The sequence below is a fragment of the Novosphingobium arvoryzae genome (assembly GCF_014652615.1).
Lineage (GTDB): Bacteria > Pseudomonadota > Alphaproteobacteria > Sphingomonadales > Sphingomonadaceae > Novosphingobium > Novosphingobium arvoryzae.
Window position 1 is genome coordinate 183,898 of record NZ_BMZD01000001.1, and the last position, 19,610, is coordinate 203,507.

Sequence of the window (19,610 nt, forward strand, 5' to 3'; positions counted from 1 at the left end):
ACCCGCGCCCGGCTCTAATCAAGCAGGGCGCGAATGCAATATCGCGGGACAGACTTTTTACCCCGCCGGCCGGGCCGGCGCAGCGGGCTCAGCGCGGTTTGCGGTGCTCGCCCTTGACCCAGCGGACCGTGCCGGAGCTGGCGCGCATCACCACGCTTTCGGTGGTCATCACGCCGCCGCGACGCCGCTTCACCCCGTCCAGCATCGACCCGTCGGTCACGCCGGTGGCGGCAAAGATGCAGTCGCCCTTGGCCAGTTCGTCGCGGGTGTAGATCTTGTTCAGATCCTCGATCCCCCACTTGTAGGCGCGCTGGCGCTCGTCCTCGTTGCGGAACACCAGGCGGCCGTTGAACTGCCCGCCGACGCAGCGCAGCGCGGCTGCGGCCAGCACGCCTTCCGGCGCGCCACCCTGGCCCATGTAGAGGTCGATCGTCGTGTCCGGGTTTGTCACCGCGATCACGCCCGCCACGTCGCCGTCCGGGATCAGCTGGATGCCGCAGCCGATGCTGCGCAGTTCCGCGATCAGGTCGGCATGGCGCGGGCGATCGAGCACGCAGACGATGATTTCGTTCGGCTGGACGCCCTTGGCAGCGGCCACGGCCTGGACGTTTTCGGTCGGCGTCTTGGCCAGGCTGATGATCCCGTCGGGATAGCCGGGGCCGACGGCCAGCTTGTCCATGTAGACGTCGGGCGCGTTGAGCAGGTTGCCTTCTTCGGCGCAGGCCAGCACGGCCAGCGCGTTCGGGCCGGCCTTGGCGGTGATGGTCGTGCCTTCCAGCGGGTCCAGCGCGATATCGATCTTCGGTCCGGTGCCCTGCGCGCCGCCGACCTTTTCCCCGATATAGAGCATCGGCGCCTCGTCGCGCTCGCCTTCGCCGATCACCACGGTGCCGTCGATCGGCAGCTCGTCGAACGCCTTGCGCATCGCCTCGACCGCGGCGGCGTCTGCCGCCTTCTCGTCGCCACGACCGATCAGGGCCGAAGCGGCGACCGCGGCCGCTTCTGTCACGCGGACCATTTCCATCACCAGGACGCGGTCGAGGACATTGCTGGGCGGCGTGGCAGAGGTCTTGCTCATGATGATGCGGCTCTTTCCTTTGAATACGTATGTTCGGCAGCGCTTAGACAGCGGCGGCCGGAATGTCGAGTGCGGTCCCGATACAGGCAGTGGTTCAGCGGCGATTAACGGCGCTGCGGGCTTGTGGCGGTTGTTTCGAGGGCGGGGTGGGCAGTGCGCTATCAGGGTCTGATCATGATCGCCGCGCTGGCCCTGATGGTTCCGGCAGCCGCCGGGGCGCAGGCCGCCGCACCCGATCCCGTGGACCAGCGGGTGGCCGAACTTCTGGAAACCGCCCGCGCCGCTTATGGGGTGCGCGATCCGCGCGACCGCTGCCGACGTTCGGCCGAGGGCGAGATCGTGGTCTGCATCGACCGGGGGGAGGACCTGCGCGTTCCCTCCACGGCGGAATCCGATCCTGATTCGCGTGAGGCACGGCACGCCCGTGACGCCGACGTGATGCGCGCGCCGCAGCTCGATCGCGGCTCGTGCAAGGGCCAGCCCGGTTGCGTCACCGGTGGCTGGGCGCCGCCGCCGATCTATGAAGTGGACGTCAGCCAGTTGCCGCAGGCGCCCGAAGGCTCCGATGCGGACCGGATCGCCAGGGGCGAACTGCCCGCGCCGTAGGTTCAGTTGCCCAGCAGGTGCATCACAAGCGGCGGCTCGGTCAGGCTGTCGGACCCGTCAAGCAGGCGAATCGCCTCGGTCACGGCGCTTTCCGGGCCTTCGTGGGTGACCATCGAAACCATCACGGCCCCGGCATCGCCCGCGCGGCCCTTCTGGATCAGGCTTTCGATCGAAACGCCCGCATCGCGCAGCGCCGCGGTGATTTCGGCCAGTACGCCCGGCCGGTCGGCGACCATGAAGCGGATGTAGGAACGGCCCAGCCGGTGCCCGGTTTCGGCGCGCGGCATGGCTTCCAGTTCCGCCACCGGGACCGAGAACGGCGCGCCGATCTCACCCCGGGCCAGATCGATCAGGTCGGCCACGACGGCGCTGGCGGTGGGGCCGTCGCCCGCACCCGCGCCCTGGAACAGCAGTCGGCCAGAGAAATTGCCCTCGGCCACCACGGCATTGGTCGCGCCATCGACGTGCGCCAGCGGATGATCGAACGGCACCAGATGCGGCTGGACGCGCTGGAACAGGCGGTTGGTACCATCGACCGTTTCGGTATCGGCCATGCCAATCAGGCGGATGACATAGCCCAGTGCGTCGGCCTGGGCGATGTCGGCAGCGCGCAGGCGGGTGATCCCGGCGGTATCGACGGAACCGAAATCGACCTGCGAGCCAAACGAGATCGCGGCCAGGATCGACAGCTTGTGCGCGGCGTCCGTCCCTTCGATGTCAAAGGCGGGATCGGCCTCGGCATAGCCCTTGGCCTGTGCTTCGGCCAGGACGTCGCCGAAATCGCGACCGGTGTCCTCCATCGTGGAGAGGATGAAATTGCAGGTCCCGTTGAGGATGCCATAGACCCGCTCGATCTCGTTCGCCGCGGCGCCTTCGCGCAGGCCCTTGATCACCGGAATCCCGCCCGCCACGGCCGCTTCGAACTTCAGGCCGACTTTCGCCGCCTCGGCTTTCGCGGCCAGTTCCAGGCCGTGATGCGCGATCATCGCCTTGTTGGCGGTGACCAGCGACTTGCCTGCTTCGAACGTGGTGCGCGCCAGCGCCAGCGCCGGGCCGTCCGAGCCGCCGACCAGTTCGACCACTACGTCCACGTCATCGCGCTCGCCCAGGATGACCATGTCATCGACCCAGGCATAGCGGGACAGGTCCACGCCCCGGTCCTTGTTGCGGTCGCGCGCACTGACGGCGGTAATCTGGAGCGGACGGCCCGCGCGGCGCGCGATCAGCGCGGCGTTGGCTTCGACCAGGCGGATCACGCCGGCCCCGACGGTTCCCAGTCCTGCAAGTGCGATACGTAGCGGTTCGGCCATGGTGCCCCTCCTGATGCTGGCGCGCCCATGCCAATCCCCGGCCCGCTTGGAAAGCCAGTTGTGCTTGGGCGGCTGCTATTTCCGGTTGTTGGTCGCTGCCGGTCAGCCGCGGGTGCGCGGGCATGGCCCCAGCCGGGCCAGCAATGCGCGGTAGTCTGCCGCGGCGGTGGCGCGATCACCCGCCGTGCCGGAAATGTTGGCGCCAGCGGGCAGCGCGGGCGGGAGGAAACAGGCCAGCCGGTACCAGGCGAGCGAATCGGTTGGCGGGACGCCGTGGCTTGATCCGACGAGTTCGGAGAACGAGACGCTGATTTTCGGCAACTGGCCCGCAGTACGGACAACCGTCACGGCCGCCGGGTCGCCGCTGGCGGTCGACAGGAACAGCTGCGTTTCCCCTTCGCCTGCCAGGGTACCCGGCACGTGGATCGCCTCGCGCACGCCGGTGATCCGCTGTGGCGCGCCGGGGGTCAGCAATTCGCCCAGCACTCCGCGCAGGCGGGCGTCGAGCGCCGTATCCCACGTCAGCAGGGCATCCGGCGCGACGAGCTGCAGCTCGCCCGGCCGCCCGGCCACGGGCCGCGCAAAGATCACCACGCTCTTCTTCTTGATTGCCGGCGGCTTGCCCTTCGCATCCAGCGGAAGGTCGGCCAGAAAGCGGACCTGATCGCCCATCAGGCCCCCGCCACTGACCAGCGCCTCGATCCGGCTCTCGATATAGAATCGGCCCCGGCCAGCCCCCAGCCCGGGCGCGCGCGCGGCCTCGACCTGCACCAGCTTGCGCGGCTGGACCCGGATCACCAGCGGCGCGCCATCCGCCAGATCGGCCAGGTCGGCATATGTGTGGGTTGGCCGGGCGGGGACGACGGGCTGCGAATCGGCCGGTGCGGGCATGATTGCCGCCAGCGATGCTGCCATTGTGAGAATCGGGGCAAAAGTTCTGGTCAGCGCGGGCATCTTGGGTGATTTTCCACTTTTCGACGGGGGATTCGCACGCCATGAAGCGCGGGTTTCCCGAGGCCTTGGCATGGAATGAGACATTAACACACTTGAATCGACCGTTAATGGATAAAGCGTTGCGTGGTTGCCGCAGCGCGGTTAAAGCACACGGAAAACCGGGCTTATAAACAAAAATGCCCGCGATCTGGCCAAGTCGGCGTCGGGCGCCGGCGCGGTTTCCCGGATTGATCCGCAGGGTGGAAGTTAAGTTTTTAAGCGGTCGGTTCCGTCAGCGGGGCCGGGCGTTAGGTCCGGGTTTCGGCCCGGGGGGACTGTTAGGAGTGATCCGTCTGAATGGCTTACGCTGACCAGGAGATGAGCGGTAACAAGGTTACCGCGTTTGTCATCGTTGCCTTGATCCACGTCGTTGTCGGCTATGCGCTGGTAACGGGGCTTGCCTATGAAGGGCTGCGCCAGGTGGTGAAAAAGGTGACGACCGTCGACATTAAGAAGGAAGAGCCGAAGAAGGAGGAGCCGCCGCCACCGCCCAAGCAGCAGGCAGCGCCTCCCCCGATCGTGGCTCCGCCGCCGAAGATCAATGTGAGCGTGGCTCCGCCCCCGGTGCAGACCGTGGTGACTCCGCCGCCGGTAGCCCCGGTCGTGCCGGTGCTCGCCCCGCCCGCTCCGGTTGCGCCGCCGCCGCCGCGGGTCCAGCCGAAGCAGGCTACGCCGAAGGGCAACCCCGGTAACTGGGCGACGACCAACGACTACCCGACCCGCGCGCTGCGCGAGGAACGCGAAGGCACTACCAGCTTCCGCGTGACGGTGGGCCCGGATGGCCGTGTCACCAGCTGCGAAATCACCGGTTCCAGCGGGAGCGACGATCTCGACGCCGCCACCTGCTCGAACGTGACGCGTCGCGCGCGGTTCAACCCCGCAACCGATGGCGATGGCAACCCGACCACGGGTAGCTACTCGAACCGCGTCCGCTGGGTGATTCCGAAGGATTGATTTCACATTGACCGCTCGGCTGGCTGAGCCGGGTTTTTCCAGACACTTATTCTTCTCTGAGAGGACTATCGCATGTTTATCGTTGATCTTCTGGCCGCTGCTGCTGATGCCGGCGCTGCTCCGCAGAACAAGTTCGGCTTCAAGGAAGCCCTCGAACAGGGCGGTTTCATCGCCTATGCCACCGTCGTCATCCTGGGCGGCATGTCGTTCGGTTCGTTCTTCATCCTGTTCACCAAGTGGCTGGAACAGTCGAAGATCCTGCGTCAGTACAACGAACTCAAGGCTTCCTTCTGGAAGGCTCCCGACCTGAAGTCGGGCGCTGCCAAGCTCGACAAGAACAGCGCCTGGCGCCAGCTGGTCGACGACGGCCTGAAGGCTGAAGAAGCCCACGGCAAGATGACCGACGCCCTGGAAGCCCATGACTGGCTGCACGGTTCGCTCGCTCGTTCGGAAGCCAGCATCAACTCGCGTCTGGCTTCGGGCCTGCCGTTCCTCGCCACCGTCGGTGCGACCTCGCCGTTCATCGGTCTGTTCGGTACCGTGGTCGGCATCTATCGCGCGCTGATTGCCATCGGCATCGCCGGTTCGGCCTCGATCGACAAGGTCGCGGGTCCGGTCGGTGAAGCTCTGATCATGACCGCGCTGGGTCTGCTCGTCGCCGTTCCGGCCGTGCTTGCCTACAACTACCTGCAGGCTCGCAACAAGCGCATCGCCGAACTGCTGTCGGGCTTCTCGACCGACGTGCTGGCGAACATCAACTCGAAGGGTGCGGTCAAGCCGGCCGTGACCGCCGCTCCGGCTGCGGCTGCCAAGCCTGCTGCTCCGGCTGCCAAGGCCTGAAGTCGCCAACCCGGCGCCGGGTTGGGGTGATCCCCGCCCGGCGGCGGTTCCAACCGGTCCGTGGCCACCGATCGACCGATCGGCCCACGGGCGGGGGAAACGTTAGAATAGGATGTAACACATGGCGATGTCAGTAGGCGGCGCCGGCGGCGATGAGAAGCCGATGTCGGAAATCAACACCACGCCCCTCGTGGACGTGATGCTGGTGCTTCTGATCATCTTCCTCATCGCGGTTCCGGTCGCGATCCAGACGATCCAGAAGCTGAAGATCCCCGTCATTGTCTCGCAGGAGTCCAAGGACAAGGTCGAGAACCTGCTCCTGACCGTGAGCACCACCGACGCTGCTGGTCGCAGCGCAGGTGACCCGGGGTTCGAAGGGGCCAACCTGGGCGGTGATTGCCGGATCTATTTCAACAACATCACGCCGGTCGATTCGAACGAACTGCGTGACCAGGCCTTCAAGCGGCTCGACAGCATCGTGAAGCGTGCCGGCGGCCCCGAAGCGCTGCGCGACAATCCGGAACTCATTCCGGAAGTGCACATTCGTGGTGACGTGAACGCTCCGTGGCGCTGCGTGGCTGGTGCGATCTACAACGTGCAGATCTCCGGCTACCCGACCGTCGGGTTCATTTCGACCCCGGTCGATCCCAACGGCTAAGCCCGGCCTGACCAGACTTTAGGAGTAAACCACCATGGCAATGTCAGCCGGCAGCGATGATGGCGAACCGATGATGGAAATGAACACGACGCCGCTTATCGACGTCATGCTCGTTCTGCTCATCATGTTCATCATCACCATTCCCGTGGCGACCCACGCGATCAACATCGATCTGCCGTCGCCCGCCCCCGTCACCCCTGACGTTCCGATCGAACGCCAGAAGAACAAGCTGGTCATCATGCCGAACAGCGACATTCTCTGGAACGGCGCTTCGATCACCACGAACCAGCTGGTGACGGTGCTTCAGGCTACCCTGGCGATCAAGCCGGAACCGGAACTCCAGTTCCAGCCCGATCCGCAGGCTCCGTATGAAACTTCGGCCAACGTGCTGAACATCATCAAGGGCTCCGGGGTGACCGCATTCGGATTCGTCGGCAACGAACAGTATTCCGAATTCAGCAAGTCGGAAACGGCTCCGAACGCCCAGTAATCCCCTCGGGGACTACGGACCGAACGGACTGAGGGGGGCGGTGAAAACCGCCCCCTTTTCCTGTCTGGGGCCCCTCAGTCGTCTTCTGGTGGCGGCTCGACCCAATCATCGGCCCTGTCATCGGATGGAGCGGACATGGCGCGCGCCGCCAGGCTTTCCGCTTCGACCAGCAAGTCGTCGTCGGCGCTGCCCTGCGGCAGGCTTTCACGCCCGATCATCACCAGCAGCGGCACCGCCAGCGGGCTGACCCGGTCCAGCACGACGTGGTGCAGTTCGCGCTCGGCCCGCTCCAGCACACCGGCCAGTCGGCCCACATCCGTCATCCGCTCGCGCGCATCGGCCCAGGCTGCCTCGATCAGCAAATGGTCCGGCTCGTACTTGCGCAGGACGTCATAGATCAGGTCGGTCGAAAACGTGACCTGCCGCCCGGTCTTGCGCTTGCCCGGGTGATGGCGTTCGACCAGCCCCGCGATCACCGCGACTTCCCGAAAGGCCCGGCGCAGCAAATAGCTGTCCTGGACCCAGTCCACGAACTCGTCGGTCAGGATATCGGGTGAAAGCAAGGCGCCCGGATCGTCCACCGGCCGCACGCTCCACACTGCAAAGCCGTAATCGTTGGCCACGAAACCGAGCGGTCCGAGGCCGCGATTCTCCATCCGCCGGGTCACCAGCATCGCGAGCGATTGATGCGCCGGCCAGCCTTCGAACGTGTGGAACACGGTGTAGTGCCGCTCCCGTTCCGGAAAGCTTTCCACCAGCAAGCGTCCCGGCCGGGGCAAGGCCGAGCGCCAGTCCTGCATTTCCAGCCATTCCCGCACATCGTCGGGAAACCGGCCCCATCCGGCGCGGTCCGCCAGCATGGCCTGAACCCGGTCCGCGAGGTGCGTCGTCAAGGGCATCCGCGCGCCCATGTAGCTGGGTATCTGGCCGGTCTTGCGCGCGGCGCGGACCACCAGCTCGGTTTCGCGCATGGCCTCCACTTCCAGGTCCAGCCCGGCAAACCGGAACGTCGCGCCGGGCGACAGGCTGGCGGCGAAGCTCTCCTCGACCCGGCCCAGCGACCGCCCGTTGCGAAAGCGCACCTCGACCATTTCGGTGTCGAGGATGATCCCGGCATTGAGCCGGTGCCGCGCTGCCTGATCCGGGTGCGTCAGCCGCCACAGGCCGTCCCGGCCCAGCACGATCCGCTGGAACCGGTCATAGGCCTTCAGGGCATAGCCCCCGGTTGCGACGAACTGCAGCACTCGTTCCCACAGGGCCGGATCGACCCACTGATAGGCCACCGCCGACCGCACCTGCGCAAGCAGGTCTCCCCCGTCGAACGGCCCGGCGCAGGCGGTGGCCATCACGTGCTGCGCAAGCACGTCCAGCGCGCCGGGGCGGAAGCCCTCCCCATCGCGCTGGCCGGCCTCGACCGCGTCGAGCGCTGCCATCGCCTCCAGAAACTCGAAGCGGTTGCCCGGCGCCAGCAGCGCCCGGCTGGGGCAATCGAGCCGGTGGTTGGCCCGCCCGATCCGCTGGAGCAGCCGCGACGAGCCCTTGGGCGCGCCCATCTGCACGACGAGATCGACGTCGCCCCAATCCACGCCGAGGTCGAGACTGGCCGTCGCCACCAGCGCCCGCAATCGTCCATCGGCCATCGCGCTTTCTACCTTGCGCCGCGCTTCCTTCGACAGCGAACCGTGGTGAATGCCGATCGGCAGGTGATCCTCGTTCGCATCCCACAACTGCTGAAAGATCAGTTCGGCCAGGAAGCGGGTGTTGCAGAACACCAGCGTGGTGCGGTTTGCCTTGATCGCATCATACAGCTGCGGGACGGCCCAGGCGGCGGCATGGCCGCCCCACGGCACGCGGGCACTGTCCGGCAGCAGGATCGCAACGTCCGGCGGCGCGCCGGCCTCCCCTTCAACCAGCGCGACATCGCCCACCACCCCGCCGGGGGCCAGCCAGCGCTGGTAGTCCGCCGGATCGGCGACTGTGGCCGACAGCGCGGCGCGGCGCATCGCCGGTGCCAGGGCCTGCAACCGTGCCATTGCCAGGGCCAGCAGATCCCCCCGCTTGCCATTGGCAAACGCGTGCACTTCATCGATCACCACCCGCTGCAGGCTGGCGAACATGGCCGCGCTTTCGGGGTAGCTCAGCAGCAGCGAGAGCGATTCGGGCGTCGTCAGCAGGATATGCGGCGGGTTGGCGCGCTGGCGGGCCTTGCGGTCCGATGGCGTGTCGCCGCTGCGGGTTTCGACCCGGATCGGCAGACCCAGTTCCGCAATCGGCGTCATCAGGTTGCGCTGCACATCGTGCGCCAGCGCCTTCAGCGGGGAAACATAGAGCGTGTGCAGCCCATCGGGCGGCGCTGCATGGGAAAGCCGTTCGGGCGTGAAGGCGGCCAGCGTCGGCAGGAACCCGGCCAGCGTCTTGCCCGCGCCGGTATCGGCCACCAGCAACGCGTGCCGCCCCGCATCTGCCGCTGCCAGCATCTCGAGCTGGTGCCGCCGGACCCGCCAGCCGCGGGCAGTGAACCAGTCAGCCAGCGAGGCGGGAAGCGATGCACGGGACATGCACCGCACCCTGCCGTCCGGCGACGGCCGAGGCAACAGCGATCCGGCCATGCAAAGCCCCTTCCATCGCCGCGCCGCGCCTGCCATCAGCGGGTGATGGAACTCGGGACTCTGCTGGCCGACCCGGCCCTGACCGCGATCGGCCTGGCCCTGGCGCTGGGCCTGCTGGTGGGCGTGCAGCGGGGCTGGGCGCTGCGGGCCGAGCAGGATGGCGCCCGCTTTGCCGGGATTCGCACATTTGGCCTGCTGGGGCTGGCCGGTGGCATCGCCGGGGCACTGCAACAGCGGGCCGAAGGGCTGGCGACCGTGCTGCTGGCCGCCACCGGCGCGCTGGTGGTGATGGGATACTGGCGCAGCACCCAGCGCAACCCGTCGATCAGCGGCACGGCCAGCCTCGTGGGTCTGCTGACGCTGGCCTGCGGCTTTCTGGCCGGTAGCAGCAGCTTTGCCCTGGCCAGCGCGGCCACCGGGGTGATGGTCATGATCCTGGCGATGCGCAACCAGTTGCACGGCTGGGTTGGCGCGCTGGACGAACGCGAAGTGCTCGCCATTGCCCGCTTCGCCCTGATCGCGCTGGTCATCCTGCCGCTGCTGCCAAACACGCCGTTCGGCCCCTATGATGCATGGCGCCCGCGCGAGTTGTGGATGGTGGTGGTGCTGGTCTGCGGCTTTTCGCTGGCCGGTTACGTCGCGGCCAAGCGGCTGGGCGAATCGCAGGCGACGCTGGCCACCGCCGCGGCCGGGGCTGTGGTATCTTCCACCGCGGTCACCGCGGCGCTGGCCAGCCAGCTGCGCGGGGGCGACGGGGACCGGGCCGTGCTCAACGCCGGAATCGCGCTGGCTTCAGCCGTGATGTTTGCGCGGGTGATCGTCCTGACCGGGGCGCTGGCAGGTTTTGCCCTGCCGACGCTGGCGTTGTGGGCGACTCCAGGGATGCTGGTCAGCCTGATCGGCACTGCGTGGCTGATCCGCCGCCGACAGGACGGTACCCATGCGGGCGGCGCGGCGACGACGCTGCGCAATCCCTTTGCGATCAAGCCCGCGCTGGTGCTGATGGTGCTGGTCATGGTGCTCAGCGTGGTCGCGCACTGGGTGCTGGAACGTTACGGCGATGCCGGGCTGGCGACCGTGCTGGCCCTGTCGGGCATGGTCGATGTCGATTCGGCGATCATTACCATGGGGCACCTGCCTTCGGGCGCGATTGCGCCGCAGATCGCCGCGCTGGTGCTGATGCCGCCGATCCTGCTGAACACGCTGGTCAAGGCGGGGGCTGCGCTCGGCATGGCCGGGTGGCGGCAGGCCTGGCCGGGGGCGGTGGTCATGGCGGCAAGCTGCATTGCCGCGCTGGGGGCGCTGCCCTGGCTGATCTAGTGCGCCACTTGCGGCCCGCGCGATACGCCTGACTGCGCAAGCTGCGCGTCCACATCGACCAGCAATCGCTCCAGTCCGGCCTGATCCCGGCTTTCGGCGCGGACCACCAGCACGTCCTGGGTGTTCGACGCGCGCAGCAGCCACCAGCCATCGGGCGTGGTGACGCGCACCCCGTCGATCGGGTTGACCCGCGCACCCGCCTGTTCCAGCCGGTCGCGGACTTCGTCCACCACCGCGAACTTGCGGACGTCGTCCACCTGAAAGCGCAGCTCGGGCGTATTGACCACTTCGGGAATGGCCCCGCGCAAGTCGGTGACCGAGCGTCCCAGCCGGACCGAGGCCGCGATCAGCCGCACGGCGGCATAGAGCGCGTCGTCAAATCCATAGTAATCATCGGCAAAACAGACGTGCCCGGTCATCTCGCCGCCCAGCGGGGCGGAAATTCGTTTCATTTCGGATTTAATCAGGCTGTGTCCGGTTTTCCACATATAGGGATTACCACCGAGCGTAGAGATCCGGTCGAATAACACTCCCGATGCCTTCACATCCCCGACAATCGTGGATCCCGGCAGGCGCGTCAGGAGGTCTTCGGCGTAGATCATGAGCAGCTGGTCACCCCAGATTACCCGCCCGGCAGCGTCGACCGCGCCGATCCGGTCGCCGTCGCCATCGAAAGCCACGCCAAAATGGAGTGACTTGGCCGCGACGAGCGCCCGCAGATCGTCCAGATTTCGCTCTACCGTAGGATCTGGATGATGGTTCGGGAACGTCCCATCCACTTGGGTGAAGAGCAGATGGTGTTCGCCAGGAAGCTGTTGCGTCAAACGTTCGAGGGCGGGGCCGGCGGCCCCGTTGCCCGCGTCCCAGCCGATCCGAAATCGGGCCAGCGCATCGAGGCTGATCCCGTGCAGCCCGGCAGCCAGGCGATCGACATAAGCGCCGAGGACATCGCGGTGCTCATGGCGTCCCTGTCCAGCCAGCCAGTCGCCCGTGGCGGCCAGGCTACCGAGGTGCTGGAGATCGTCTCCGAACACCGGAAGGCCCCCAAGTACTATCTTGAAGCCATTGTGATCTGCGGGATTGTGGCTGCCGGTTACCTGAATGCCGCCCTGCACATCTGGTAAGGTCGCTTCGGCGTAATACAGCATCGGCGTCGGCCCCAGGCCGATCCGCACGGCATCGACGCCACTGGCGTTCAGACCCGCAACTAGGGCTTCTTCCAGTTCCGGCGAGCTGACCCGCCCGTCGCGCCCCACCACCACTGCCTGCCCACCGGCGCGGCGCACCAGCGTGGCAAAGCTGCGGCCGATGGCATGGGCATCGTCCGGGCCCAGCGTTTGCCCCACCACGCCGCGCACATCGTATTCGCGCAGGATCGAGCGGTGGAACCGGTGGGCCACGATCAGCCGCGCAGTTGCCGGTCAATCCGGTCCAGCAGCAGGTCGCGCGCGGCGTTGGCGGCGTGGACCTGTTCGTTCGTGCCGCCCCGGTCCGGGTGGACGCGGGCGATCAGGCGGCGGTGCGCGTCGATGATCGCCTCGCGCGAGGCGGTGCGCTCAACCCCCAGCAGGGCGCGGGCCTGGGCCTCTTTCTGGGCGCGTTCCGATTCCCGCCAGAGCTGCCACGGCCATTTGCCGGTGAAGATGCGGCAGGCCAGCACGGCCAGCGCTGCCAGCAGCAGGATCCGGCCCATGCCGGGTCAGGCCCCGGTCGCCGGGGCCAGCGCCAGTTCGGGCTGGGTGGTGCGCGGCATCGGCAGGTTCAGCCCCTGCAGCAAGGCGCGCAGTTCCTGCCGTGCGACGAGGTGGCTGGTTCCCAGTTCGCCGAGGTGGCCCTTGTCCAGCAGGGTCAGGCCCGACGGGAACAGCTCGCGATAGATCACGCGTTCGGACAGGCCGTTGGCAACGCGGAAGCCGACCCGCTTGGACAATTCGGTCAGGGCGCTGTCGAGGCGGCGCATGTTGCGCGCTTCGGTGTGCTGGGTGCGGTTGCGGACCACGACCCAGTCCATTTCGCGGCGGTTGTCCTTGATGGTGGCCATTGCCCGCTTCTTGCGCGCTTCCCAGATCAGTTCGGCATAGAATGACAGCCGCCGGACCTTGAAGGTTTCGGCATCGACCTGCCCGATCAGGTCGAAGTCCACAAAGCTGTCGTTCAGCGGGGTGACCAGCGTATCGGCACCGGTTGCCACGTGCCGGGCAAATTCATCGTCGCGGCCGGGGGTGTCGAAGATCAGGAAATCGACGTCCGCGCTCATCTGCGCGGTCAGCGCGTCGAGCTCCTCGATCGTGGTGCCGTTGAACACCGCGAATTTCGCGTTGGGCAGCGTGATCTCGCGCCGCCGTTCCGTTTCGCTGCGGTTTTCCAGATAGCGGTGCAGGGTGCGCTGGCGCGGGTCGAGGTCGATCGCGGCCACGCGCGCACCCTGATAGGCCAGCGCAATGGCGACGTGGACCGCGGTGGTCGACTTGCCCGTCCCGCCCTTTTCATTGGCGAACACGATTCGATGCGGCGTGCTGGCACTGGACGTGGTGGGGGCGTTTGACACTTGGGGTTCCCGGTTCTTCAAAGGTTGCTGCGAACGCCCGCCTGCGGCAAGGGCGCTGTTCGGTAACCGGCTTTATCCAAGGGGAATCGCGCGTGCAAACCATCAGCCAGCTTGTTCCACTGCGCAGTGCGGTCGATGCGCTGCGGGCCGATGGTCCGTTGGCCCTGGTGCCGACGATGGGGGCGCTGCACGAAGGCCACCTGACGCTGGTGCGCGAGGCGCGCAAACGCGCGGCCCACGTGGCCGTGTCGATCTTCGTCAACCCGCGCCAGTTCGGCCCGAACGAGGATCTGGACGCCTATCCGCGCCAGCTGGCCCGCGATTCGGCGCTGCTGGAGGCCGAAGGCGTCAGCCTGCTGTGGGCGCCGACGGTGGAGGCGATGTATCCGGCCGGCTATGCCACCAACATTTCGGTCAGCGGGGTCAGCGACGGACTGTGCGGGGCGGCGCGGCCCGGCCATTTCGATGGCGTGGCAACCGTGGTGTGCAAGCTGTTCAACCAGGTCCGGCCCGACATGGCGCTGTTCGGGGAAAAGGACTGGCAGCAGCTGGCGGTGATCCGGCGCATGGCCCGCGATCTGGATCTGACCGCGCCGCATGTCGATGCGATCATCGGTGTGCCGACCGTGCGCGAAGCCGATGGCCTGGCGATGAGCTCGCGCAACGCCTACCTCGATGCGGACCAGCGCGCGCAGGCGGCCTGCCTGCCGCGGGCGATGCAGGCGGCGATCGCGGCGATGCGCGGCGGCACGGCCTATGCGGCGGCGCTTGATGCGCTGCGGGCCGATCTGCTGGCGGGCGGGTTTCACACGGTCGATTATGCCGAAGTGCGCGGGTCGGACAGCATCGCGCTGCTGGATGGTCCCGGCAGCGAGGCCGGGCGGCTGTTCGTGGCGGCGCGGATCGGCTCGACCCGGCTGATCGACAACCAGCCTGTCTGAACTGGCCGGTTCGGGCAAGTCGGGCGCGCTGGCGCAATTTTGCAAGCCAAGCGTCTGGAGACGGGTTACAATTGGCCGATTGGGTCGCGCCCAAGTCCAAGAGGGGGGAAGCCTAACGGGGTGCCGCCCGCAGGAGTGATGGAGATTTTCATGCGCAAGACCATTGCCGGCGCCCTCGCGCTGGCCCTGCTCGCCACCGGCAGCCCCGCATTCGCCGCCAAGGAAAAAGGCTCTTCCGGGCGCCAGGCCCAGGCCAAGGGCACTCGCGAAATTCCGGTTTGCACCAGGAAGCTGGGCACGATTGCCATTGTCGAGCCCGACAACCAGTGGTGGCGTGAATTCAACCTGGGCAGCCCGGAGGCGATCCTGAAGGTCTTCGTGCAGAAGTCGGGCTGTTTCTCGCTGGTTAACCGTGGTCGTTCGATGGGCAGCCGCGCGATGGAACGCGCGCTGGCCGACAGCGGCGAACTGCAGGATGGCTCGAACATCGGCAAGGGTCAGGTCAAGGCGGCGGATTACTTCCTTGAACCCGATATCGTCTCGGCCAACCGCAATTCCGGCGGCAACAGCGTGGGCGGTCTGCTCGGCGGCATCGGCGGCGGGCTGTTCGGCCGCGCGGCGGGCGCCATTGCCGGGGGGATCAGCATCAAGAAGGGCGAGGCCAACGTGACCCTGTCCGTCGTCAACGCCCGCACGACCGAGGAAGAAGCGCTGGTCGAAGGCTATTACCGCAAGTCCGACCTCAGCTGGGGCGCGGGCGGCGGCCTGTTCAGCGGCGGCACCTTTGGCGCGGCTGGCGGCGGCGGCTATCAGGACACCGCGATCGGCCAGATCATCGTGCTGGCCTATCTCGATGCCTATACCAAGATGGTGACCCAGCTGGGCGGTCTGCCCGAAAACGCATCGGCTGCGGCTCCCCAGGCCAAGCCCTGATCCAGACGTGCTGACCGCGCCGGCCCGGAGTGCCCGGGTGGCGCGGTCAGCCGCGCTTGGCGGGGCCGGTCAGCGTCGGTCGGTGCGCTTGATCCCCGGTCCGAGCCGGTTGGTGCCGATCTGGACCGCATCATCGGTCCAGTTGGCGACGAATGTGCTTTCCCAGTTCACGCCCGGCGCGAACCGCGCATCGTTCCCATCGATCACCAACCCGGCCGAGCTATACTGCTTGCCTTCTGGCGCGACGGTAATGAATGCCGAGTGGTTTTCCTTGTTCGGCCCCTGCACGAACCAGTTGTTGGCGATCCGCCCGGATGACCCGCCCGGCAGGTCGATCATGTAGTTCGTGCCGCGCCCGGCGGTGTCGTCGAAGCTGGAATTGAGCACGGCAATCCGGCGGCTGCGGCTTTTCAGGTAATGCCCGCCGCGCCCCGCCTCGAACCGGCTGCGGGTGACCGACAGTGATCCGTAATCGCCGATATAGATCGAATGCGCGCATCCGCCCGGCCCCTCGCAAGTGCCAAGGCGCGTGAACGTGGACTTGTCGATCGTGATGCTGGATGCGGTATCGATTCCGGCCAGGATGCCTTGCTGGCTGTCGCGGAACCAGCTTTGGCTGACGGTCAGGTTGCCCTTTTCCAGCCGGATGCCCGACCCGTTGAAATCGGGCACACGGATATTGGCAAAGACCAGCCCGGCAACCTTGGCGCTGCGCCCGCGCAGCACCAGCGCGCCCTTGCCCTCGCACGCCACGTTGTCGAACACGGCCTGTCCCGGCGTGGCCGCGACATAGGCAATGTCGCCCGCGCCCTGAACCGCGCAATCGCTGTGGCGGCCGGGGGCAACCTGGATCGTCCCCATTCCGTCGCCGATGGCGTTGACCGCGTCTTGCAGGCGGGCATAGCCTTGTCCGGTCTCGACCACGACATAGGGCGTGCCCTGCTGGGCAGCGGCAATGCCCATCGGCAGGATCAGCGCGCCCAGCGCGGCGACGGCAAGCGGTAGTGTGGCAGGGTTCTTCATGCCCGCCAGCATGGCAGCGACCCGTTAAGATCGCGCAAAGGCCGCAGCTGCGGCTAGTCGCGCTTGCCCCAGCGCCATTTCCAGCCGCCCCGCGTACGCTGGGCGACCACCGACAGGAACGTGGCGGTGGCGCTGACGAACAGGGCAAAGGCGGCGATCCGGGTGGAGCCGAAGCCCAGCCGGTCCAGCCAGCCGACCACGCCCAGCACGGCAAGGTAGGCGGCGATCAGCGCCCAGCCTTGCCAGGCTATTGGCCATCCGGCGCCGTATCCATGGGTCTTGGCGGAAAACCAGGGGGTGCGTTCAGTCATCGGCTGACTCCTTGGCCGGTTCTTTGGGAGGGCGGCCTCGGCGCGGTGGCTCGGCCGGGGCCAGCTTGATGCCGCGCCGGGCGAGCGCCTCGCGCAGCAGGACTTCGACCTGGGCGTTGACCGAGCGGAAATCCCCCGCCGCCACCCGTTCCAGCGCCGCATAGAGCGCCGGATCGAGCCGCAACGGGAAGGATTTCTTGGCCGGTCCGGACATGATCAGTGCGTTAGTAAAGCGACCCGGCGTTGACCACCGGCTGCGTATCGCGTTCCCCGCACAGCACGACCATCAGGTTGGACACCATCGCCGCCTTGCGCTCGTCATCAAGGTGGACGACGTCCTTTTCCGACAACTGGTGCAGCGCCATTTCAACCATCGTTACCGCGCCTTCGACCAGTTTCTTGCGGGCGCTGATCACGGCTTCGGCCTGCTGGCGGCGCAGCATGGCCCCGGCGATTTCGGGCGCATAGGCCAGGTGGGTCAGCCCGCATTCGTCGACTGTCAGCCCGGCCACCACCATCCGGCGGTTGAGTTCGGCGCGCAGTTCGGCGTTCACTTCATCATGGCTGCCGCGCAGGGTCGTCTCGCTGTGCTCGATATCGTCATAGGGATAGCGTGAGCCGATCGCGCGGACGGCGGCTTCGATCTGCACTTCGACAAAGGCCTTGTAATCGTCCACGTCGTAGAGCGCCTGCGCGGTATCGGCGACGCGCCAGACGACATTGGTCGCGATCTCAATCGGGTTGCCGCGCAGGTCGTTGACCTTCAGTTTTTCGGACACGACGTTGTTGGCGCGGACCGAGATCTTGGTCTTGCCCATCCACGGCCAGACCCAGCGCAACCCGTGATTGCGGTCGGTGCCCTGATAGGCGCCGAACAGGGTGATGGCGGCAGCCTGATTGGGCTGGATCATGTAGAACCCGGCGGAAATGACGATCAGCGCCAGCACGGACAGGAAGGTCGGGATCAGGAACGCCCAGACCTCGCCCTCGGTCAGGTCCGGTCCCGACGCGACCCAGATCACGCGCGTGACCGTCAGCGCGAGCAGGCCCAGGAAAACAACGAACATCAGATAGCCACTGGTGCTCCAGACGCCCTTTTCGCGGCTGGACGTCATGGCGGGATGCGACTCGGACATGGAAATCCCCCTTAAAGTGATATCACATTAATATCATTCGAGGGCACCTTGTCAAATGGACTTGAAATCGGAGCGAATCGGTCATATAAAAATCGGGCGGAACCGGGCCCCTCTGGCGCCGCGTGTGGCTACCCCCTCCAGGCCATGCGCAGCGTGATGTCGGACCGCATCGGATGTGCCGATGCCATAGGGTCCGGGTTCAGTTCCCATCCCTCTACCCCGATCCTGGCTCGGCGCATCCGATCGTACGTCAACACGTTACGAAAGGGACCGAAACCATGTCCGATCATGTGTACCGTTTGCTTGAGCGTCACCAGAAGCTCGACGATCTGCTGCGCCGCGCCCAGTCGCGGCGGACGGCCGATCCGTTCGAAGTGCTGCGGCTGAAAAAGCTCAAGCTGGCGATCAAGGACCGGATCAATCGGCTGATGCGCCGCCGCAAGCTGGCGCGTTGAGCCGAAACTACTTATCCCGGCGCGGCGGTCATTTCGGCCCGCGCCGGGCTTTTGCATTTCAGGGGCATTGAAACATGGAATTTCTGTTCATGGACTGGCTGGGCACACCGGTCTGGTTCTGGTTGTCGTTCGGCATACTCGTCCTGGCGCTGACCGCATTTGACCTTGGCATCCTGCACAAGGAAGACCGGGAAATGGGCATCGCCGAATCGCTGAAGCTGTCGGCGTTCTACATCGGCGTGGCGATGCTGTTCGGCGTCTGGGTCTGGTATGCCAAGGGCGCCGACCTGGGGATGAAGTACTACACCGGCTTCTTCATCGAAAAGGCGCTGTCGATCGACAACGTCTTCGTCATCAGCTTGATCTTCACCTTCTTCGCGATCCCGCGGATGTACCAGTATCGTGCGCTGCTGTGGGGCATCATCGCGGTGATCGTGCTGCGCGGCGCGATGATCGCGGCTGGCGCGGCACTGGTGGCCGAAGCGTACTGGGTGCTCTACATCTTCGCGGCGTTCCTGGTTTACACCGGCATCCGCATGATGTGGGCCAGCGATCATGAGCCGGATCTGGCGAAGAACCCGGTGATCCGCTGGATTTCCAGCCATATGCGGGTGACGAAGGAACATCACGGTCAGCACTTCTTCGTGAAGGTGCAGGATGAAAAGACCGGCCAGATGGTGCGTGCGGCGACCCCGCTGTTCCTGGCGCTGGTGGTGATCAACCTGGCTGACCTGGTGTTCGCGGTGGACAGCGTGCCGGCGATCTTCGCGATCACGACCGATACGTTCATCGTCTACACCAGCAACATCATGGCGATCCTGGGCCTGCGCGCGCTGTATTTCGCGCTCTCGGCGATGATCCACCGTTTCCACTACCTGAAGTATGCGCTGGCCGCCGTGCTGGTGTTCATCGGGTCGAAGATCTTCGTCTCCGACTTCCTGCTGGGCGGGGACAAGTTCCCGCCGGTGGCAAGCCTGGGCGTGACGTTCGGCCTGATCGCGGCGGGTGTGGGCTACTCGTTGTGGAAGACGCGCGGGGCGGAATCCTCCGCGCACTGACCCTGTCAGGCCGGTGACGCGGCGGGCGGCCTAGAACCGCTCGCCGCGCACCACCTGGACGTCCTGGATGGCGATCACCAGCCCGAACCGCTCGATGTCGGGGGCCAGCAGTTCCAGCAGGGCGTCCACCTTGTCCCCATTGGTCAGCGCGATGAACATCCGCTTGGCCACGCTGGCATAGCCATCATCATCACGCCAGGGGCCGCCGCGCCCCAGCCCGGACTGCACCGGCAGCACCGAATGGTGGACGATCCCGGCGGCGGCGGCCTGTTCCACCACCCATTCGCACAACGGGGCGTCGACCAGGATGTCGATGCGCTTGCGGGTATAGGTTGCAATCATCGGTT

Annotated in this window: 22 protein-coding genes; 10 read left to right on the forward strand and 12 right to left on the reverse strand. The window is 66.5% G+C overall.

All coding sequences use genetic code 11. From position 1 onward, the window contains the following. Window positions 1-88 precede the first annotated feature (88 nt). Window positions 89-1,078, reverse strand: coding sequence for a class II fructose-bisphosphatase (gene glpX / locus IE113_RS00935; RefSeq protein ID WP_189538549.1), 990 nt, complete (start codon window positions 1,076-1,078; stop codon window positions 89-91). Window positions 1,079-1,231: 153 nt separating this feature from the next. Here glpX and IE113_RS00940 point away from each other — a divergent pair, with 153 nt between their 5' ends. Beyond that, window positions 1,232-1,684: a hypothetical protein gene (locus IE113_RS00940; RefSeq protein WP_189538550.1), complete on the forward strand. Its 453-nt coding sequence runs from the start codon at window positions 1,232-1,234 to the stop codon at window positions 1,682-1,684. 2 nt (window positions 1,685-1,686) lie between these two features. Here IE113_RS00940 and IE113_RS00945 read toward each other — a convergent pair whose 3' ends face one another. Both IE113_RS00945 and IE113_RS00950 read right to left on the reverse strand, forming a co-directional pair. Further along, window positions 1,687-2,994: a homoserine dehydrogenase gene (locus tag IE113_RS00945; RefSeq protein ID WP_189538551.1), complete on the reverse strand. Its 1,308-nt coding sequence runs from the start codon at window positions 2,992-2,994 to the stop codon at window positions 1,687-1,689. 102 nt (window positions 2,995-3,096) lie between these two features. Then, window positions 3,097-3,909: a hypothetical protein gene (locus IE113_RS00950; RefSeq protein WP_189538552.1), complete on the reverse strand. Its 813-nt coding sequence runs from the start codon at window positions 3,907-3,909 to the stop codon at window positions 3,097-3,099. Between the two features lie 375 nt (window positions 3,910-4,284). Between IE113_RS00950 and IE113_RS00955 the strand changes: the two genes are divergently transcribed. The 4 genes from IE113_RS00955 to IE113_RS00970 all read left to right on the forward strand — a co-directional run bounded on the left by IE113_RS00955 (window position 4,285) and on the right by IE113_RS00970 (window position 6,929). Further along, window positions 4,285-4,941, forward strand: coding sequence for an energy transducer TonB (locus IE113_RS00955; RefSeq protein WP_189538553.1), 657 nt, complete (start codon window positions 4,285-4,287; stop codon window positions 4,939-4,941). A gap of 72 nt (window positions 4,942-5,013) precedes the next feature. Beyond that, the gene (locus tag IE113_RS00960; RefSeq protein ID WP_189538554.1) at window positions 5,014-5,781 is read left to right on the forward strand and encodes a MotA/TolQ/ExbB proton channel family protein; all 768 of its coding nucleotides are present in this window, start codon (window positions 5,014-5,016) and stop codon (window positions 5,779-5,781) included. Between the two features lie 121 nt (window positions 5,782-5,902). Then, window positions 5,903-6,439 (forward strand): ExbD/TolR family protein, encoded by a 537-nt coding sequence (locus tag IE113_RS00965; RefSeq protein WP_189538555.1) that lies wholly within the window; start codon window positions 5,903-5,905, stop codon window positions 6,437-6,439. A gap of 34 nt (window positions 6,440-6,473) precedes the next feature. Next, window positions 6,474-6,929, forward strand: a complete 456-nt coding sequence (locus tag IE113_RS00970; RefSeq protein ID WP_189538556.1) for an ExbD/TolR family protein — start codon at window positions 6,474-6,476, stop codon at window positions 6,927-6,929. A gap of 74 nt (window positions 6,930-7,003) precedes the next feature. On the opposite strand, the gene IE113_RS00975 is transcribed toward IE113_RS00970, so the two are convergent. Continuing rightward, a complete protein-coding gene (locus IE113_RS00975) occupies window positions 7,004-9,487 on the reverse strand; it encodes a ligase-associated DNA damage response DEXH box helicase (protein ID WP_189538557.1) in 2,484 nt (827 codons plus the stop codon). A gap of 96 nt (window positions 9,488-9,583) precedes the next feature. On the opposite strand from IE113_RS00975, the gene IE113_RS00980 reads away from it, so the two are divergent. After that, window positions 9,584-10,858: an MgtC/SapB family protein gene (locus tag IE113_RS00980; protein WP_189538558.1), complete on the forward strand. Its 1,275-nt coding sequence runs from the start codon at window positions 9,584-9,586 to the stop codon at window positions 10,856-10,858. On the opposite strand, the gene pgmG is transcribed toward IE113_RS00980, so the two are convergent. From pgmG to IE113_RS00995, 3 genes are read right to left on the reverse strand one after another with little or no spacing between them, the layout of a single operon-like run. Beyond that, window positions 10,855-12,258 carry a phosphoglucomutase/phosphomannomutase PgmG gene (gene pgmG / locus IE113_RS00985; protein ID WP_189538559.1) on the reverse strand — a complete coding sequence of 468 codons (1,404 nt, stop codon included), beginning with the start codon at window positions 12,256-12,258 and terminating at the stop codon, window positions 10,855-10,857. The genes IE113_RS00980 and pgmG overlap by 4 nt on opposite strands. Before the next feature lie 2 nt (window positions 12,259-12,260). Beyond that, entirely contained in the window at window positions 12,261-12,551 is a 291-nt protein-coding gene (locus IE113_RS00990; protein ID WP_189538560.1) for a DnaJ domain-containing protein, read from the reverse strand. Between the two features lie 6 nt (window positions 12,552-12,557). Continuing rightward, window positions 12,558-13,406 carry a division plane positioning ATPase MipZ gene (locus tag IE113_RS00995; RefSeq protein WP_189538561.1) on the reverse strand — a complete coding sequence of 283 codons (849 nt, stop codon included), beginning with the start codon at window positions 13,404-13,406 and terminating at the stop codon, window positions 12,558-12,560. 92 nt (window positions 13,407-13,498) lie between these two features. Here IE113_RS00995 and panC point away from each other — a divergent pair, with 92 nt between their 5' ends. Together panC and IE113_RS01005 are read left to right on the forward strand one after the other, a co-directional pair. Continuing rightward, window positions 13,499-14,347 (forward strand): pantoate--beta-alanine ligase, encoded by an 849-nt coding sequence (panC, locus tag IE113_RS01000; RefSeq protein ID WP_189538562.1) that lies wholly within the window; start codon window positions 13,499-13,501, stop codon window positions 14,345-14,347. Between the two features lie 150 nt (window positions 14,348-14,497). After that, the gene (locus IE113_RS01005) at window positions 14,498-15,280 is read left to right on the forward strand and encodes a CsgG/HfaB family protein (RefSeq protein WP_229822033.1); all 783 of its coding nucleotides are present in this window, start codon (window positions 14,498-14,500) and stop codon (window positions 15,278-15,280) included. Window positions 15,281-15,349: 69 nt separating this feature from the next. Here the strand turns inward: IE113_RS01005 and IE113_RS01010 are convergent, their stop codons facing one another. Genes IE113_RS01010 through IE113_RS01025 form a run of 4 tightly spaced genes read right to left on the reverse strand, consistent with a single transcriptional unit; the run spans window position 15,350 to window position 17,750 of the window. Continuing rightward, window positions 15,350-16,303, reverse strand: coding sequence for a right-handed parallel beta-helix repeat-containing protein (locus IE113_RS01010; protein WP_229822034.1), 954 nt, complete (start codon window positions 16,301-16,303; stop codon window positions 15,350-15,352). A gap of 53 nt (window positions 16,304-16,356) precedes the next feature. Then, window positions 16,357-16,614, reverse strand: a complete 258-nt coding sequence (locus tag IE113_RS01015) for a hypothetical protein (protein WP_189538564.1) — start codon at window positions 16,612-16,614, stop codon at window positions 16,357-16,359. After that, on the reverse strand, window positions 16,607-16,828 hold the full coding sequence (locus tag IE113_RS01020) for a type II toxin-antitoxin system antitoxin (protein WP_189538565.1): 222 nt from the start codon (window positions 16,826-16,828) through the stop codon (window positions 16,607-16,609). The genes IE113_RS01015 and IE113_RS01020 overlap by 8 nt, the downstream gene beginning before the upstream one ends. A 10-nt stretch (window positions 16,829-16,838) precedes the next feature. Beyond that, window positions 16,839-17,750, reverse strand: coding sequence for an SPFH domain-containing protein (locus IE113_RS01025; RefSeq protein WP_189538566.1), 912 nt, complete (start codon window positions 17,748-17,750; stop codon window positions 16,839-16,841). Between the two features lie 278 nt (window positions 17,751-18,028). On the opposite strand from IE113_RS01025, the gene IE113_RS01030 reads away from it, so the two are divergent. Both IE113_RS01030 and IE113_RS01035 read left to right on the forward strand, forming a co-directional pair. After that, window positions 18,029-18,205: a DUF465 domain-containing protein gene (locus IE113_RS01030; RefSeq protein WP_189538567.1), complete on the forward strand. Its 177-nt coding sequence runs from the start codon at window positions 18,029-18,031 to the stop codon at window positions 18,203-18,205. A gap of 74 nt (window positions 18,206-18,279) precedes the next feature. Next, window positions 18,280-19,263, forward strand: coding sequence for a TerC family protein (locus IE113_RS01035; RefSeq protein WP_189538568.1), 984 nt, complete (start codon window positions 18,280-18,282; stop codon window positions 19,261-19,263). A gap of 30 nt (window positions 19,264-19,293) precedes the next feature. Here IE113_RS01035 and IE113_RS01040 read toward each other — a convergent pair whose 3' ends face one another. Beyond that, window positions 19,294-19,605: a P-II family nitrogen regulator gene (locus IE113_RS01040; protein WP_189538569.1), complete on the reverse strand. Its 312-nt coding sequence runs from the start codon at window positions 19,603-19,605 to the stop codon at window positions 19,294-19,296. Window positions 19,606-19,610 lie beyond the last annotated feature (5 nt).